The 16,861-nt window shown below is 45.4% G+C and carries 12 protein-coding genes; all 12 read left to right on the top strand.

All coding sequences use genetic code 11. The annotated features are described in order from the left end of the window. Positions 1 to 10: 10 nt before the first annotated feature. The 12 genes from glyA (at position 11) to HOY33_RS18665 (ending at position 16,743) form a co-directional block, all read left to right on the top strand. A complete protein-coding gene (gene glyA, locus HOY33_RS18615; RefSeq protein ID WP_172291629.1) occupies positions 11 to 1,366 on the top strand; it encodes a serine hydroxymethyltransferase in 1,356 nt (451 codons plus the stop codon). Positions 1,367 to 1,413: 47 nt separating this feature from the next. Then, entirely contained in the window at positions 1,414 to 2,121 is a 708-nt protein-coding gene (locus tag HOY33_RS18620) for a flavodoxin family protein (protein ID WP_172291630.1), read from the top strand. Between the two features lie 173 nt (positions 2,122 to 2,294). After that, positions 2,295 to 3,404 carry a DNA glycosylase AlkZ-like family protein gene (locus HOY33_RS18625; protein WP_172291631.1) on the top strand — a complete coding sequence of 370 codons (1,110 nt, stop codon included), beginning with the start codon at positions 2,295 to 2,297 and terminating at the stop codon, positions 3,402 to 3,404. A 35-nt stretch (positions 3,405 to 3,439) separates the two neighbouring features. Further along, complete coding sequence (locus tag HOY33_RS18630) at positions 3,440 to 8,992, top strand: non-ribosomal peptide synthetase (protein ID WP_216660578.1); 5,553 nt, start codon at positions 3,440 to 3,442, stop codon at positions 8,990 to 8,992. Beyond that, entirely contained in the window at positions 8,985 to 10,313 is a 1,329-nt protein-coding gene (locus tag HOY33_RS18635; protein ID WP_172291632.1) for a phenylacetate--CoA ligase family protein, read from the top strand. Before HOY33_RS18630 ends, HOY33_RS18635 begins: the two co-directional genes overlap by 8 nt. Continuing rightward, the gene (locus HOY33_RS18640; protein ID WP_172291633.1) at positions 10,310 to 11,707 is read left to right on the top strand and encodes an anthranilate synthase component I family protein; all 1,398 of its coding nucleotides are present in this window, start codon (positions 10,310 to 10,312) and stop codon (positions 11,705 to 11,707) included. The genes HOY33_RS18635 and HOY33_RS18640 overlap by 4 nt, the downstream gene beginning before the upstream one ends. After that, the gene (locus tag HOY33_RS18645; RefSeq protein WP_172291634.1) at positions 11,704 to 12,288 is read left to right on the top strand and encodes an aminodeoxychorismate/anthranilate synthase component II; all 585 of its coding nucleotides are present in this window, start codon (positions 11,704 to 11,706) and stop codon (positions 12,286 to 12,288) included. The genes HOY33_RS18640 and HOY33_RS18645 overlap by 4 nt, the downstream gene beginning before the upstream one ends. Positions 12,289 to 12,340: 52 nt before the next feature. Then, complete coding sequence (locus HOY33_RS18650) at positions 12,341 to 13,759, top strand: MFS transporter (RefSeq protein WP_172291635.1); 1,419 nt, start codon at positions 12,341 to 12,343, stop codon at positions 13,757 to 13,759. Between the two features lie 10 nt (positions 13,760 to 13,769). Beyond that, entirely contained in the window at positions 13,770 to 15,053 is a 1,284-nt protein-coding gene (locus tag HOY33_RS18655) for a condensation domain-containing protein (protein ID WP_172291636.1), read from the top strand. A gap of 286 nt (positions 15,054 to 15,339) precedes the next feature. Continuing rightward, the gene (locus HOY33_RS20855; protein WP_370541774.1) at positions 15,340 to 15,567 is read left to right on the top strand and encodes an AMP-binding protein; all 228 of its coding nucleotides are present in this window, start codon (positions 15,340 to 15,342) and stop codon (positions 15,565 to 15,567) included. A 107-nt stretch (positions 15,568 to 15,674) separates the two neighbouring features. Continuing rightward, positions 15,675 to 16,109, top strand: a complete 435-nt coding sequence (locus tag HOY33_RS18660; RefSeq protein ID WP_253906996.1) for a hypothetical protein — start codon at positions 15,675 to 15,677, stop codon at positions 16,107 to 16,109. Positions 16,110 to 16,278: 169 nt separating this feature from the next. Continuing rightward, positions 16,279 to 16,743 carry a hypothetical protein gene (locus HOY33_RS18665; RefSeq protein ID WP_172291638.1) on the top strand — a complete coding sequence of 155 codons (465 nt, stop codon included), beginning with the start codon at positions 16,279 to 16,281 and terminating at the stop codon, positions 16,741 to 16,743. Positions 16,744 to 16,861 lie beyond the last annotated feature (118 nt).

Here is a 16,861-nt window from a genome sequence, read left to right on the forward strand (position 1 = left end):
AGGAAGCATAATGGCAAACGGTAATAACTTGCTACAAAGTCAGGTTGAACTGCTAGGGAAAGGCCAGATTGATCTCCAGACTGAAGACCCCGAATTAGCAACTATTCTGGACACTGAAGTTATGCGGCAGCACCGAACGCTTTCGCTGGTTGCATCTTGTTGTGCAGTAGAACCAAGAACGCTTGCTGCATCGGCTTCCGCGTTAGTTAATGTCACAGCCGAAGGAACCCCAGGTCGACGCTATCATGCTGGGTGTGAGAACGTCGATTTGGTCGAGTCTTTGGCGATTAAAAGGGCTGAAGAACTGTTTGGTGCACAGTACGCGGGTGTTCAGTCTCATTCGGCCTCAAGTGCAAACTACCAGGTATTGTCAGCATTACTTAAGCCTGGAGATACTTTACTCGGAATGTCGCTTGATTATGGTGGTCACCTTACTCACGGTAGCCCTGTCACATTCTCGGGGACTTATTACAAAGCAATTGGATATGGAACGACTACTGAAGGAGTGATTGATTATGAAGAGGTGCGTAAGTTAGCTCATGCCCATCACCCACGCATAATCATTTGTGGTGCTACTGCCTATTCGCGGATTGTGGATTTCGAACGATTCAGGGAAATTGCTGATGAAGTGGGGGCGATTCTACTTGCTGACATATCGCATATTGCCGGTCTTGTGGCTACAGGACGGCACCCAAGTCCGATCAATGCCGCACATGTAACCACGACATGTACACATAAACAATTGGCAGGTCCCCGGGGAGGATTAATCATGTCCGGACGGGATGCTGATGAGTTCGTCCCGGGCCGAAAAGTGACCTTCAGCCGTATCCTGGAGCAGGCCGTTTTCCCAAAAATGCAAGGGGCTCCTGCTGTCAATATGATGGCTGCGAAAGCGGCTGCATTTGGCTATGCAATGTCACCTGAATTTGATGCTTACATGGGGCGAATCAGGATAACGGCTGACGCTATAGTCAATGCGTTTCATTCAAAAGATTATGAAGTCATAGGGGGACGTTCGGAAAATCACACGATTTTGATCCGCCTATCTGGTGGCATGACAGGTTCTATCGCTGAATCAGCTTTGGAGCAGTGCGGAATTGTTGTGAATAAGAACCGTGTGCCGGGAGAGACCCGCTCTTCATTTGTCACCAGTGGGCTAAGAATCGGTACAGGTTCTCTGGCGCAACGTCATTTCGACGAACATGGATGCCATCAGGTCGTTGATTTAGTTTGCCGGATTTTGAAAGCGGTAGAGCCAACAGGAGAACAGGAGTTCTCGCTGGCTTCGGCCTTACGGGAACAGTTCCGCTCGGAGTCCGCTGCACTATGCGCCGCATATCCATTGATTAATTATATGCGCCGTTGATTTCACGGTTTGCCAAGTAGAGTATTCACACTCTAAAAGGAAGGAATATGAAAGATAAAATTAGATATGCCGCTATTAATGGATCGGAGCGCATCGATGGGAATAATGCTCGCGCATTGGAGTGGGCTGGCCACTATTTGGAAGAACAAGGTATTAGTCTGGAAGTATTCTCTCTGGCTGATGCTCAAATTGAACCTTGTGGTGCATGTGGAGATTGTAATTTTCGAAACGAACCGTGCGAACAGAATGATGATTCAGCACGTGCTGTTCGGCTTATGGAAGCGAGTGACGGAGTGATCTTCGCGAGTTCAGTGCATGGATTTGGCCCAACTCCTCTGATGTCTGCGTTTCTAGAACGGGTTGGTACTGGATTCCTGCGCCATAATCGTACGCTAACTAACAAAGTGGCTGGGATCATAGTGACCGGCAGGCGTATGGGGCACGTCGAGGTATACAATCAGATGCTTCAATGTGCGCTTTTGAACCGAATGATTATGGTTGGATACGGATTCCCAGCGATGCTCGTCGGTGACAAAAAAGGTGAGGTTTTGGGAGATAGCGAAGGCATGGAAATGATGCGCCGGATGATTGATCGAATGGTCTCAATGACACGTCTTATGCGTGAGTATGAGCAACTTACAGGACGGGTTGCGCTTCAGGTTGCTGAGCCAGGGGAACGGCATCGTGTGAATAAGGATGGTAAGTTTTATGTCCCGCCAAAGCCCAATATGTATCAAAGCAAAAATATAGAATGATTATCTGGTTTATATGATCTATTTCCTTTGTATTATCCAAAGGACGTAATATCAAAAATATTTCACGTATTTACCCTCCGGAAATATATGCGAGGAATTATGATAATTTTTCAATGGAGTTAAGCTTTGTTTTTTTGATTTAAATATTATTTACACTCAAGGGATAATAAAAAATGACGGGAAGGAAAATAGGCGGAGGGAGTATATTTCACAGCTATTTGGCAAAGTGGATTGCGGTGGAGCATCTCGAACGTTTCTCAAATTCAACCATTACAGAAATATCTCAGGCTTATGCGGGAATATATTCGTCCCGGCCTACTAGTTGGCTAGCCTTGATGGCGCGGAACGGTAATGTCAAACGGGATGAAGCCATTGCTATGGAAACAGATCCCGGCTTAGTGCGAATACCTGGAATGCGACGTTCAAAGTTTCTACTCCCACACACTCTGGCGTCCAAGGTTTTTGGCGCAACCCGTCTACCGCTAGCCAGCCATGAGTGGAGATTAACCGAAGCCGGACTTACGTTGGATGATTATCAACGAATACTACCTGATCTAATTGAATTCACTCGCTGTTCACCCGTCCAGCAGAAAGATATCGGTTATGCCCTTGGCTTGGTCGGCTCTCAAATTCGGGCATGTACGACCGTCGCTACTTATCAAGGGGTAATAATTCGGACCCCTCCGGCGAATCCTTGGTCCAGTCGGTGGTTGTATGTTGCTGCGCCTGATTCTTTACTCTCTTTCGAGGACAAGCCTTCCAACCGTGAGCAATTACTGCGTGAGATTGCCTGTCGTTACATTGAACATTATGGGCCGGTAACTGTAGGCGATCTTGCCTGGTGGCTGGGGGTGTCGAAGGGGAGCGCACGCTTATACATAGAGGGAGCAGGGGCATACGAAATTGGCGCTGAAATGTGGATAAGCGCCAGTAAGCGGGATCGTTTTCAACAATACATTTCATGTGCCGACCAACACTCTGGCGCAGAGGTACGATTTCTCCCCGCCTGGGATCCTCTGGTTATGGGGTATGCGCCCGGTTCTATGCAACGCGATTGTCTTGGGCTTAATCAGATCGGAGGGTATGACTCCGCAGGGAATGGGCGACCTGTTGTGATGATTGGTGCCCGAGCTGTGGCTACCTGGCGCACCATTGCTAAAGGGGGCAATCGCTCTATCTGGATAGATTTGTCACAGGTTTCTGACCATGAGCAAAAAATCCTTAAAGAAGCCGCCTCTGTATGGACGAACAGAATTGGCACTCTCCAGTATCAAGAGAATTAACTATAAAACGCCAACAATAAGTAAGGCAGGATAACATGGCAAATGAGATGACTTTAGTACCTCAAAAACCAGATTTACAGCATTTGACTGAAAGTTTGTCTGGGAAGACTCCAAAGAATGTTCGCTCTATATGGGAGGCATTCGAGTGTAAAGGGACCAAGTCTTCGTCTTTGGAACGCGTAGAGGAAATTATTAGCCTGCCTAATGGGCTCACCACTTCAATAGAAGACCTCGTAACGACGGCGGCCATGTTGGGGGCATTGCTCAGTACTGAAGGTAGGGTCACAGTTGGAATAAATGTTAATGGTGTCGCTAGTTACCTTGAAATCGATGCGGCTGAGTTATGCCGTACGGATGATACGCGTGCTTATATTTGTCATTTACGCCAAACCGCAGAACGGGTAAGGCATGATGAAATTAACGGTGTGGATATTGAGGTTACTGATGGGCAAACCAAACCTGCCGCCCAATCATTAGTCTGGTTGTCAGCCAAGGACGAGCGGTATGTATTGTCTTTACCAGAAAACCGTATCGAACAAACTGCGCGAACGCACCTGTGTAGGGTTGCGAGTTTTGCGTGCGCCCGCGTCTTGAGCTGTGGGGTAACTCCTGAAACGAATACCCTGCCTAAGCACTATATATCTGAACCAAGGCAGCGCAAGTCAATGATCGAACGCATTTTCAAACATGTGCAGGAGAGACCTACATCTCCAGCGATTGTGGATGATACATGTGGTCAAACCTTGACTTACGCCGAGGTGTGGGCCGCTTCAGCACAGCTGATAAAACAGTTAAACGAACAGTTTCCTCATCGATCATCGCCCCCTTGTGTCGCGCTATTTTTAGATAGGGGTTGGCGGCATCTCGTTTCTATCATTGCCGTTCAGCGTATGGGAGGGACTTGCGTACTGATCGATCCTTCTCATCCAGACGAGCGGATACGCACATTCATTAATGAATGTGACCCGGTCGCAGTTTTTTCTGCCGGCAGCCTAGTCAGTAGAGCTTATGATCTTGCCAATGTCCCCGTACTGATCATAAACAAAGAATATGGCTCACAGCAGCAAATTGAATGGGAAGTCGATACGGGGATTGGAACGACTAATGAAGTATGTTTCATAGCGGGAACATCAGGATCCACCGGCCGTCCGAAAGCTGTCTGTCTATCTTATAGTGGAATAGGTGTAACGCTTGACGCCATTATTAATCATGCTGGTTTGGAAGAACGCTCCAGAGGTTCATGGCTATCATCACCAGGGTACGGGATGGTTGAAGTTGACCCTCTGCCGATATTGTGCGCTGGCGGGGTGGTCTGTATTCCCTCGTCTGAGGTTTTACAAGATGTAAGGTTACTGGCCATTTGGCTCTCTAAGCAAAAGATCACACATTCGTTAGTCATGACATCAATCGCTGAAGCTTTATGGGCTGGCGGCGGACTGGCAACAGATCTACGCACGATGCTGATCGCGGGTGAGAGGTGTAAACAGTGGCAACCTGCGAATCTCAACTATCGGGTGCTTAATGTCTACGGATCTGCTGAGGCTGCCGTCGTGTCAATTGAGGATCTTTCAGCGGCACGTCGAACATTATTGCCATCTGTAGGTCGCGCAGTGCGCGGGGCGAACATGTATGTGGTCGATGATTATGGGCAAGAACTTCCTGCAAACTGCGTCGGTGAGTTAATCATTACAGGTGAAACGCTATCGGTATGTTATCTCAATGCGGGAGAAACCAAGAAATCTTTTCATCCGAACAGGTTAGATAAAACCTCACTTATGCAATATGTTTCGGGTGATAGAGCTCGGATGCATCTGGATGGGACTGTTGAAATATTTGGTCGAACAGATACGGTTGTAAAAATTCGCGGGCACCGCGTAGATCTCACAGAGGTGGAGATCTCTGCTCTCGAGGTTTCTGGTGTGGCTAAAGCAGCAGCTACCTGCTTGAGTGATGACACTGGTACGACACTGGTATTATTTATTGAACAGATCCAGGGAGCAACAGGTGTTAAAGATGCAGTACGTAAACATCTTGGGGGGCAACTTCAACCCTCGGCTCAGCCAAGTCAGATTGTTACAAGCATATTACCGTTAGGCAGCAACGGTAAGGTGGATTACGCATCTTTACAAGTTCATACATTAGCGCGAAATGTGAATCAAACGGTCTTCACTCCCATAACTGAAAATGAAATGGTGTTGCGTGAATGCTGGTTGACCTGGACTCGATGTGATGAGGCGACATTTGAATCCAATTTTTTCAATTCCGGTGGGGACTCATTACGTGCGATGCGCATGATGGGAGAACTTGCCTGCCAGCATAGCATACATGTTGAGATGAGTTCTTTCCTTGAAAATCCTACTCTTTCGAATCTTATATATTTGGCTAACACCTCACACTACACCGACCTGCCAACGTTTAAGCATCTTCCAGATAACCAACAGTTGGAGCCTTTCAATCTGAACGAGAGCCAACAGGCTTTGTGGATTGGTCGTGGTGCTGATTTTGACTATGGTGGTGTTGGTTGCCAGGGATACTTCGAGTGGGAAGTAAAGGATCTGGATAAGGAAAGGTTTGAGCGAGCGGTTGGTTTATTGGTTGAGCGCCATTCAATGCTTCGTATGACAATTGATGCCGCCGGCCATCAGAAAATTGGCATTTTTCATGGAAAACAAGCCGTTAAGTTTACGGATTTGAGTCAGCTTTCTCAGGAAGATATTGATAATGAAATCAATAAAATCCGCCTGCATATGGCTAATGAAGAGATCGGGACAACCCAATGGCCTCTTTTCCAGTTTGTTATAAGCCAGATTAATGTGACTTTAAGCAGGGTGCACTTCTGTATCGATATGTTGATCGCTGATGCCTGGTCAATTTTCCAAGTGATCATCCCCGACCTCATCGACTTTTATTTTGAGGACAATCCCCAATTACCTGAGCTTAAAACCACGTTTCATGACTATGTTGCTTATAGAGAGAAAGTTGTTCTGAGTGAGCGATATCGTGCCGATCGTGAGTATTGGTTAAAGAAAATAACCACATTACCCGTTGCTCCTAAGTTACCGCAGCTTGAATCGGGCGTTTCTGATTCGGATGCAAGATTTGAAAGATACGAAAGTTCTCTTGGCAAAGAGACCTGGAATCGCCTGAAAGCCCAGGCTCAGAAAAGGAATATTTCGCCGTCAGGGGCTATCGCCCTGGCACTATGTGAGGTGTTACGTACCTGGAGTGAAGAAGATCAGTTTACATTGAACTTCCCGGTCTCGGATCGGATGCCCGTGAGTGATGATATTGACTCCGTGGTGGGTGATTTTACAAATACACTCCTTGTTCCTTATGAAGCCAGTGTCGGTGATACGCTCGAGGTTCGCGGCAAACGGTTACAGAACGCAATTTGGGAAGCGCTTGATCACCGACTGTTTAGTGGTGTAGAGGTATTACGTGAACTCTCCAGGCTGCGTCGAACAGGGCTTGTTCCACTAATGCCTGTGGTGTTGACGAGCCTTCTTGGGCATCCCGGACGACATGACGTTGCTCGCTTAGGGCGCGAAGTTTTTGGCGTATCACAAACCCCGCAGGTAACCCTGGATGTTCAGATACGAGAGTCAGAAGGGACGCTGTACTTTAAATGGGATTACTTATCAGGAGTCATTCGCCCCGATGTTATCCAGGCGATGTATAGTGCCTTCTGCTCATTGTTGCAGCAGTTGGCGGACGAACCCGAGATTTGGGAAAACACCCGGCCAGACCTGCGCCCCCCCGAGCAGATTGAAGTACGAAACGCGGTCAATGACACGGGCTATATCGTCCCTCAGGTTCATTTGCGCGATTTGCTTCTGGAACGTCTTACTGAGAGTGTAAATGAACCCGCCGTCATCGACGCCTATAAGACATATACCTGGGGTGAACTCGGTCATATTGCAGCCTATATCAGTTCGCAGATCCGGCAGGCATGTTCCTTCGATGAGCAATTTGTCGGGATAGTGCTACCGAAAGGAATGACACAATATGCTACCGTTTATGGTTGCCTGTTGGCTGGTGTTGGTTATGTTCCTGTAGATATTGACCTACCGTCTGAACGTATAGGTGCGATGTTTACGCAGGCAGGGGTGCAAGTAGCAATTGCTCTACCTGAAATTACACTCCCTGCCAATATCCATAAGATTGAACTGGTAGTTGCAGATCTCAGCGGCCTGGCTCAACAACACCAGGATATTGATTTGCCGCCATGCGATCTGGGTCGAAAAGGTTATACACCGTATGTGATCTTCACTTCTGGCTCTACCGGAACTCCTAAGGGTGTTGAAATTCCAGAGGTAGCCGTTATCAACCATATTTTCGACGTGGTCGAGCGCTTCGGTTTGAATGCATCCACCAGACATCTGGCTTCTGCTGCATTCCACTTTGACATGTCAGTCTTCGATATTTTCGGTCCGTTAATGCACGGAGGTTCTGTCGTGGTGCCAGAACATGCAACTGGGCCAGATCCGGACTCCTGGTTGCGATTGATTCAAAGGCACGAAATCACATTCTGGGCATGTGTTCCCGCCGTTATGGAACTCGTATGCAGCGTAGCTGAGATTGGCCGTTCGACGTATGCTGTGGCCTCGGTCGCTAACATCGTAATGGCCGGTGACTGGATTCCATTATCGTTACTCCCTCGAGCCAGAACGCTTTTCCCATCTGCCCGGCTGTTTTCGTGTGGTGGACCTACCGAAACAACTAACTGGTCAGTGATTCATGAGATCAACGAACAGGAAGGTAGCGTTGTCAGAACAGTTATTTATGGCACGCCGATGCGGAACTCTAAGTATCACATCGTCGCTAATGACTGGAGTGATTGTCCTGACTGGGTACCTGGTGAAATGTTGGTAGAAAGCGATATTTCATTGTCATGTGGATACATTGGTCAACCAGATTTAACCAAGCGCACATTTATTCGCCATCCCCGAACTGGCATGCGGATGTATCGTACAGGGGATCTGGGGCGCTATCTGCCCAATGGCGAGATAGAAATCCTGGGGCGGTTAGATAATCAGATCAAGATTAACGGATTCAGAATTGAGCTTGGGGAAATTGAAAAGGTTGCCGAGGCCTGTGTTGGAGTATTCCGTGCTTGTGCCTTCTCATTACCTGGCCAGAATGGACACCCTAAGAATATTGCATTGGTCTATCTCGGTGAACCAATGCTTGAATCCGTGATAATCAAGGCTCTGACGCAACACCTGCCTAACTACATGATACCAAAATCCATCCGGCATGTACCCCATCTCCCTTTATCGAAGAATGGGAAGGTGGATGTATTAGCCTTACGTAATGCATTGAGGAATGAAATGAAAGAGCCAAATATTACATCCCGGAAGAGCACCTTACGGGAGGTTATTCATGTAATTTCCACTCAATTGTCTGAGCCTGTTGTGTTGCCTGAAGACAACTTCTTCGACTTGGGAGGGGATTCACTGTCCGCGACAAGGATCAAGGCTGAACTGGAAGCCAGGTTGTCGGTTGTCATTCCACTGGAGAACATCATGCTAACCGAAACGATAGATGAGTTAGCCAATAGCTTGTTCATTGGGGGGGACTATGAATAGCAATCAGACTCACCAGAAATGGCTCGATCATGTCACAGCATATCTGAATCGGCATACGACACCACAAAGTCTCCTTCAGAAGAGGGAATCGCACATTCAGGAAGTACTTGAGTACGTTAAAGATCGCTCCTCATTCTATCGTGAGCACCTGAAAAGGGAAAATAAGACCCAGAGTATCTTAAAAATCCTTGAAAATGTGCCTTTCACTACGAAGGGGGACTTACGTTCTGCTGGCATATCAGTTTGTAGCGCCCCGTTTGATGAAATCGCGATGTATTACGAAACGACAGGAACCACTGGGAAGCCAACACCGTGTCCACGAGCACCAATAGATGCCGATACAAGCGGGGCTTATGTGCAATACGCAATGAATAAGTTGTATCAATCAACTTTCGGAACGATGAAGGCGCTCACTGCCATCATGGGGCCATCAGAGTTGTATGCCTTCGGGGACACCTATGGGGAAGCTTGTCGGAATCTTGGTATCCCATTTGTTCGACTGTGGCCAGAGAGCCCCCGCGTTGGGTTGGATAAGGCAGCTCAACTGATAAAGGATCTCGGTGTGCGCTCATTAATCTGTTCCCCCGCAGTAGCGCTTGCCCTTGCACGGTTGTATGTAAGTCTCGGTATCGAGCCACGTGAGACAGCAGTAAAACAAATCCTTGTTCTTGGTGAGTTATGTACACCGGAGATGCTGGTGAACATTGGCAAGATTTGGGGGGCGCAATGTACTCACGGTCTGTATGGATCACAGGAAGCACATGCGGTCGCCACGGGTTGCCCTGAAGGTAACTTGCATTTATCTGAAACGAACTATCTGGCGGAAATACTTCCTATACCTGAACTCGGCAGCGAATTGGGTGAATTATGTCTGACAATGTTGGTTCCGGGGGCCAAACCGTTGATTCGCTTCTGTACCGGCGATTTGGTTAGTCTTCAGCCAGCAACTCATTGCAGCTGCGGTAATCACTCCCGCTGCTTACGAGTATACGGTAGAGCTGATGATGTTATGGCTATTGGGGGTCGTAAAGTTTACCCAGCCGCAATTGAGTCGATTATTTTAACATCAGCTGATTGGGTTTGGGGGTATCAGGTCAACGTTAGTAGGGCGAAAGATGGCACTGACGAGATTGACGTTTTGATGACGGCAAATATTGGTTCGAGATCGGTGGATGAAGTCCAGAAACTGCTAGCAGATTTTTTTGGCGTTCCGGTCAGATTGCAGTTGGTCGAACGTTTAGATTCAAGAACAGAGACCGGTGCTTACATTTCCTGGAAGCATGCCAGGGTTCAGGACAACAGGAAAGAATCAACGTCATGAGCGAGGCACAATCAGAAAGTTCGTGGGTTGTGGAGCGCCGCAATGTTCCCGACGCGATGACGAAAGTTCATGCGCGGCGACGCATACTCTCCCTCTATCCTCAACCTGCCTTGTTTGAGACAGGGGAAAGTTCTCAGGCTGTAGATGGTAATCAAACTCTCTTTATGGTCGATCTGTTATTCGAGTTGAAGTTGATAGATGGCAATTGGCATGTACACACCTGTGGCCCTTTTGAGGGTGATGTCAATACATATCGGGCAATCGTGAATGATATGACCCAAACTTTGTGGGAACGCCTGCGACAGGTGATGCGCTGTCTCGCATTGCCTGATGGCTACCCGTTGGTACTGCTCTTGGGATATAGCGCTGCTCGATTTATTGAGAACCTACCAGACATGGACATCGAAGAGGGGATCCCCGAAGTCCTGTTTCGTGTTTATCGATATACGATTCGTTATGACGATGCGCAAAATGGGGCACTAATCGATATATTGAAGTTTAGCCCCAATGATGTTTCGAATGTTGCCACGTTACTTGATGCCCTGACAAAAAATGAGAGTTCGCCGCCTGTCAAGGACTGGGACTTGGGCTGTATACGTGATCTGACAGAGAAAAGTGTGTTTAGTGCGGCTGTTGAGCGGGCGAAAGAGTATATCCGTGCTGGTGATATCTACCAGGTGCAGTTATGTCGACGTGCTGTATTGAGTGCAACTATTCCGCCGATAGATCTCTATGAGCGTCTTGCGTCAATTAATCCAGCGCCCTACATGTATTACCTGGATATTGGTAACCAACATATTGTGTCTTCCAGCCCAGAACTCATGATTCGGGTACAAGACGGTGTTGCCCAGGTTCGTCCGATAGCAGGGACGATGAGGCAAAAGGATCAAAGAGGAGAGAGCTTAAACAACATCCCTAAAGAGGCCGCTGAACACCTGATGCTGGTCGACTTGGCACGTAATGATTTGGCTCGTTGCGCTATTCCCGGCGGAGTAGCAGTAACGTCTTTTATGCAAGTAACCTCCTATGGACCTCTCCTTCATTTAGTTTCGACGATTGAGACTAAGATTCGCACTGGGTGCGATATATGGGATCTGATTATAGCAAACTTCCCAGCAGGTACGATGACAGGAGCTCCCAAGGTTCGTGCTATGGAAATCATTTCTGAGCTCGAAGGGGCGCCTCGTGGATTATATACCGGATGTGCGGGATATATTACGGGCTTGAACAGCGGGGTTTTCGCTCTGACAATTCGGACGATCATTGGAAATCCTGGCCGGTATATATTGCAATCTGCCGCTGGAATTGTTACTGACTCACAAGCGGCGGCAGAGTGGGATGAAACAGGTGCGAAGATTGACTCGTTTTCTCGAACAATGGTGGTGAACGCATGAAAGTATTATTGGTGGATGCTTTTGACAGTTTTGTGTTTGTCATCGAACAATATTACCTGATGGTCGGAGCAAAGACGAAAGTAATCCGAGTCAACAATGACCCAATTAGCTATTACGAGCAATGGAGGCCAGATCTCTTGGTCTTGGGACCCGGGCCAGGCACACCTCAGGAGCATGGTTATTTGGACATACTCCTGAGAGTGAAAAAACAGCAAGCTATTTTTGGTGTATGTTTGGGGCATCAAGCGATCGGGGAATTTTTTGGCGGGGAGCTCTTTCACGCACCTACTGTTGAACACGGTAAGTACGCGCGAGTACAACACGATGGACAAGGTGTTTTCCGTAATATTCCGACGCCAATAAACGTAGTCCGTTATCACTCATTGGCTATTACCAACTTTGCGATGGTGAGGGACTTGTTACCTACTGCCTATTCTGAGGAGGATAATGTAAATATGGCGGTACGACACCGCACACGTCCAATTGAAAGCGTACAGTTTCATCCTGAAAGTATCGGAACAGATCACGGATTAAGGATAGTCGAAAACTCATTGTCATTAGTCAATCATGTTGTTACGTAATTATATTAGATAGGTGATAGTTTTTTAAGGTAATAGAATAAGTAGCAAAATTATGACTCAAAAATTAGAGAATGGAATAATGAATAGAAATAGATGGAAAGCGTTAAGTGTTATTTCAATTATACAATTCATACTACTGCTTGATGCCACAGTAGTAAATGTGGCATTACCTCAAATCAAGTCTGATCTAGGGTTTAGCGATGGATCTTTAACATGGGTGGTGAATGCTTATCTTATTGCGGCAGGATCACTATTATTGCTTGGCGGGAAGATTGGTGATGCTTTTGGTGTGTTACGTACATTCCAGATAGGCATCTCCATCTTTGGTTTGTTCTCTCTTGTCGCAACTGTTGCACCTAATGTTTCTGTACTTATTTTAGGACGTACTGGCCAGGGGGTTGGCGAGGCTCTTGCTGCTGCGACTGGGTTAGCCATGGTTTCTTTGTTATTTCCCTCAGGCCCTGAGCGTGGGAAGGCTTTTTCAATCTGGACCGCACTTGGTGGTATGGGGTCAATTATAGGCGTTCTGCTATCTGGTATACTCACTGAACATCTTTCATGGCGTTGGGTTTTTGGGATAAATGTACCAATAGTTATACTCCTTGCCGTAGCAACAGTAATATTGATTCCAAAATTCTCCGAGCGGATACGTTCGCATTTAGATCTCGGTAATGCATTAACACTAGTAGCGGCTGTATCCTCGATAGTTTTAGGTGTGATCGGTTCTGGTATTGAACAGTTATATTGGCTCCGTTTTATGCTATTTGTATTAGGCCTATTGGGCATAATGTTGGTGCTTAAGCGTTGTAAGTTCTCAGAAGATGGCATCATCCCTGCTCGGTTGATGACTCGTTCACCGCGGCTTTTAGGGTATGCCATCGTTGCGATTCAAGCTGGTACATCAGGAGCTCTTTTTTATCTTGGTGTTTTATTATTGCAAGACTATCTCGGTATGACACCTATGCAAACTGGGTTTGCCTGGCTACCTTTCTGTTTTGGTTTTTTCCCTGGTATTTTTATGTCTCAGTCAGTCACAAAGCAAAAGGGAGCACGGATTGCCGCTATCACAGGACTCGCTATTTCAGCTATTGGTTTTGTGTTATTTGCAATTGGAGTAACGACTCAGAGCTATTGGATAGGAATGATGCCTGCCATGCTCGTCACCTCCATTGGTTTTGGTTGTGTTGCTCCTGTCGCACAATCACTCGCGACTAATGGACTTTCCGATAATGACGCGGGTGCTGGATCAGGCATGGCAACAACAATACAACAGTTATTTCAAGTGGGAGGGGTGACGTTATTGACCACTGTCGCCATTGCTTTCACTAATGAAGCTTCTACCATTGGAGCAAACGGATTCATCGTTGCGTTTGCGCTGGGTGCTGTAATGTTGAGCGTTGGAGCTATTTTTATCGGAACTACACGTAGCGCCCTGATACTTGAAACGGATTATTCACATCTTAAAGATTAGGATAAAATCGATGACTCAAAATTATTTAATCCCATCGGTTAGTGGTCCACTCATAGATATTCCATGCACGACAGGATTACGTGAAAAATGGATAGGAGCTATGTTGGATCAAACTGGTCGGGCTTATTCTGGTGCATTTCGCCTCGATTTTTCCTCTGGATGCAAGCCGGAAAAAGTATTGAGCGCTGTTGTTGAAACGTTTGCCAGACATCCTGTTTTGGCCGCTCGATTCGATATTGAATGCGACACTCTCGTTGGGCGGGCACCGAGTGAGTCTATGTTATATGAGATACTGCAACTGCATTTATGTACGACACAATCTGGAATTACAGACGAATCGTTTCTTGCATACCGTTCAAAGCGTGCAAGTGAACCGGGACTCAGAATAGCTTCAACGATGGATGATGAAGGATTACATGTCTGGATAGGTTTTTGGGTCTTTACCTGTGATGGCGCATCAATAGACTTGCTGGTTGAAGATATTGCTCATTTCTATCGTGGAGAACCAGCCAGTTCATCCCGGTATTGGCAGGAATATGCCAGGAAGGAAATATTCCTTACGTCAAAGAGAGTGATAAGCAATCGGGATAAGTTGGCTGCTTATCCTGAGGCTGGTCCATATGGAATAGATGCGCTGCGGGCTACTTCGCCTGGTACCATAGGGCAAATGCAGAGCATAAGATTCAATTCTAAAATAGCGCGTAGAAAGCTCTATGCAAGTGCAAAAGCCTGTCGTATTACACCATTTGTGCTGTTGTTTTCTGCCTTTCAACACGCAATAAGTGTAGTCAGTGGAGTAACAACTATTGTTACAGGTGTTCCATTTATTAATCGGCAGCGACAGCATGAACATACTATTGTTGGCCCAGTGTCTACAACAGTCCCCGTCACAACTCTCCATATACCAGATGAACCGTTTGTAACTAAGCTTAATCAGTTTCAACGTGCGGTAATTGACGCAGCAGGACGGCAAGATATTGAACCCTCGGCACTGTATCCTGAAGGGGTTTCGGCACGAACTGCCGCGTATGAACTACCTTATCCTCAGTTGTTCAATGCTTGGAACTCACAACGAGAGGGGGTTCCCATAGCACTGGATGAGTCTGAGTTTATGGTTCTTCACCTGTTACCTAATGATACATGTCGTGTGGGGTTCGAGATTACCCTTGATGAACACACGGAGTATATATCAGGTCGTTTTGATCTCGATATTAACTCCTATGGTAAGTATACAAAAGAGATATTAAGTCAGATGATTATTATTTTAGATGATATCATATTAAAAAAAACATGAGTGTTCTTATTTAATAAGATGGCTCCTCCAATCGGCAGAATAAACTCTGTTCAGTACATATATTGATGTTCAGTTTTTTTATGAAAATTGGTAGGAGCTTATGTCATTATCATATTTTTAAGAGGGATTTTATGATTAGTGCAGTCCAACATTATCTACGTGAAACAATGAAACATTATCCCCATAAGATTGTAGTTAAATATAAAATTGGTTCCATTAATGAATCGATTACATATAGTTAGTTGGATAGGTTTAGTGATGAATTTGATCATCATCTTCAAAAAATTTGGGTACAGAAAGGCGACATGGTCGCCTTCTTTTCAGACTGAAGAAAATATTGTGTGCTGGCGAAGTGTTATCAGTTAGTGTGCTAAGAAAATGGATGAATTTTTTCCCTCATGTACGGTTCACTAATATGTATGGACCTACCAAAATTACAGTGGATTGTTGCTATCATATCATTGAAAGTATCCCATCACCTGAAGATAAATACGTCCTAATTGGTTTGCCTTGAACTAACATGGAAATGTATATATTGACGGATGAAGGGAGTATCACTCTAGAGCCTAAAGTTGTGGAGATTTGTCAGTCAGAGGGACATCTGTTTCTCAAGGGTATTTGATGAGTAAAGGAAAAACGCAAGAAAAATTCATCCAAAACCCTATGAATGATAAATATTCTGATACTATGTATAAAACAGGTTATTTAGTATTTACTGATGATGCCGGTTTTTATTATTCAGGTAGAGTTGATAACCAAATAAAATATTTCGGATATCGTATTGAGTTAAGGGAGATTGAGACGGGAGTTTTACGTCTTGATTTTATTGATGAGGCTGTTGCTATCTATAATGAATCGAATGTTAATTTAAACTCATTTATTGGTATGGTCGTTAAATCCTCTCATTTTATTGAATTAAAACAGTTTCGCACGGAGTTATCCAGGGTGTTACCTAATTATATTATTCCTTCTAAAATTATTTTTGTGGAAACTCAATTCCTCAGACTAGAAAATGGTAAGTGTAATAGAAGAGAAATAGCCAAGTTGTTTGTTTAATGGTTTTATAGTACTTTGGGAAAGATAAAAATTTATAATTTTTGTCACCTATGATTATTATTGTAATCCAACAACATTTGAGAACAGGTTGTTATTGGCATTCATAGGAAAGTGACTTAGTCAAAATCATTTGTTTTTGTAATTTAATTGTTAAAAAAGGAGTGGCGGAGTGGGTTTAATATCTAATGGTGTTAACAATAGAAAAATTAGTAAATTTCTTCATCGCAATAGCCTTCTTTCACTTTGCACTTATAGTCAGGATGATTTTTGGCCTGCAAGTTGCCTTTTTAAATTCAATGAAAAGAGCATGAGTCTTTGGGTGTCAACCAATGAAAATACCAGGCACTCAAAGATCATGACTGTAAATAATAGTGTTGTTGGTACTATAAATTCAACATCTTTATTCCTTCCATTTAAAAGAGGGGTGCAATATAAAGGTCGTATTTCTAAATTGGATGGTAAGCAGCTAAGTATAGCAAAAGGAGAATACCTGAAGAAATTCCCTTTTTTTAAAAATAAAGTGAAATGCATATGGGAGATTGAACTTGATGAGATAAAATATACAGATCTGCGAATGGGGGCCATACAAGTTGCTGTTTGGCTCAGGTCTGATGATAAATACTATTATGGTTGAGTGATCTCTTCCCATTAAACAGGACCAGGCTAAACTGGAGTTTTCTGCCCTTCTTTTCCTTAAAAAAGAGGCAATCCGGCCATGAAAAAGATCCGCTGTACTGAAGAGCAAATTGCTT

Origin of the sequence: Brenneria sp. hezel4-2-4 (assembly GCF_013155275.1) — a bacterium.
Taxonomy (GTDB): domain Bacteria; phylum Pseudomonadota; class Gammaproteobacteria; order Enterobacterales; family Enterobacteriaceae; genus Brenneria.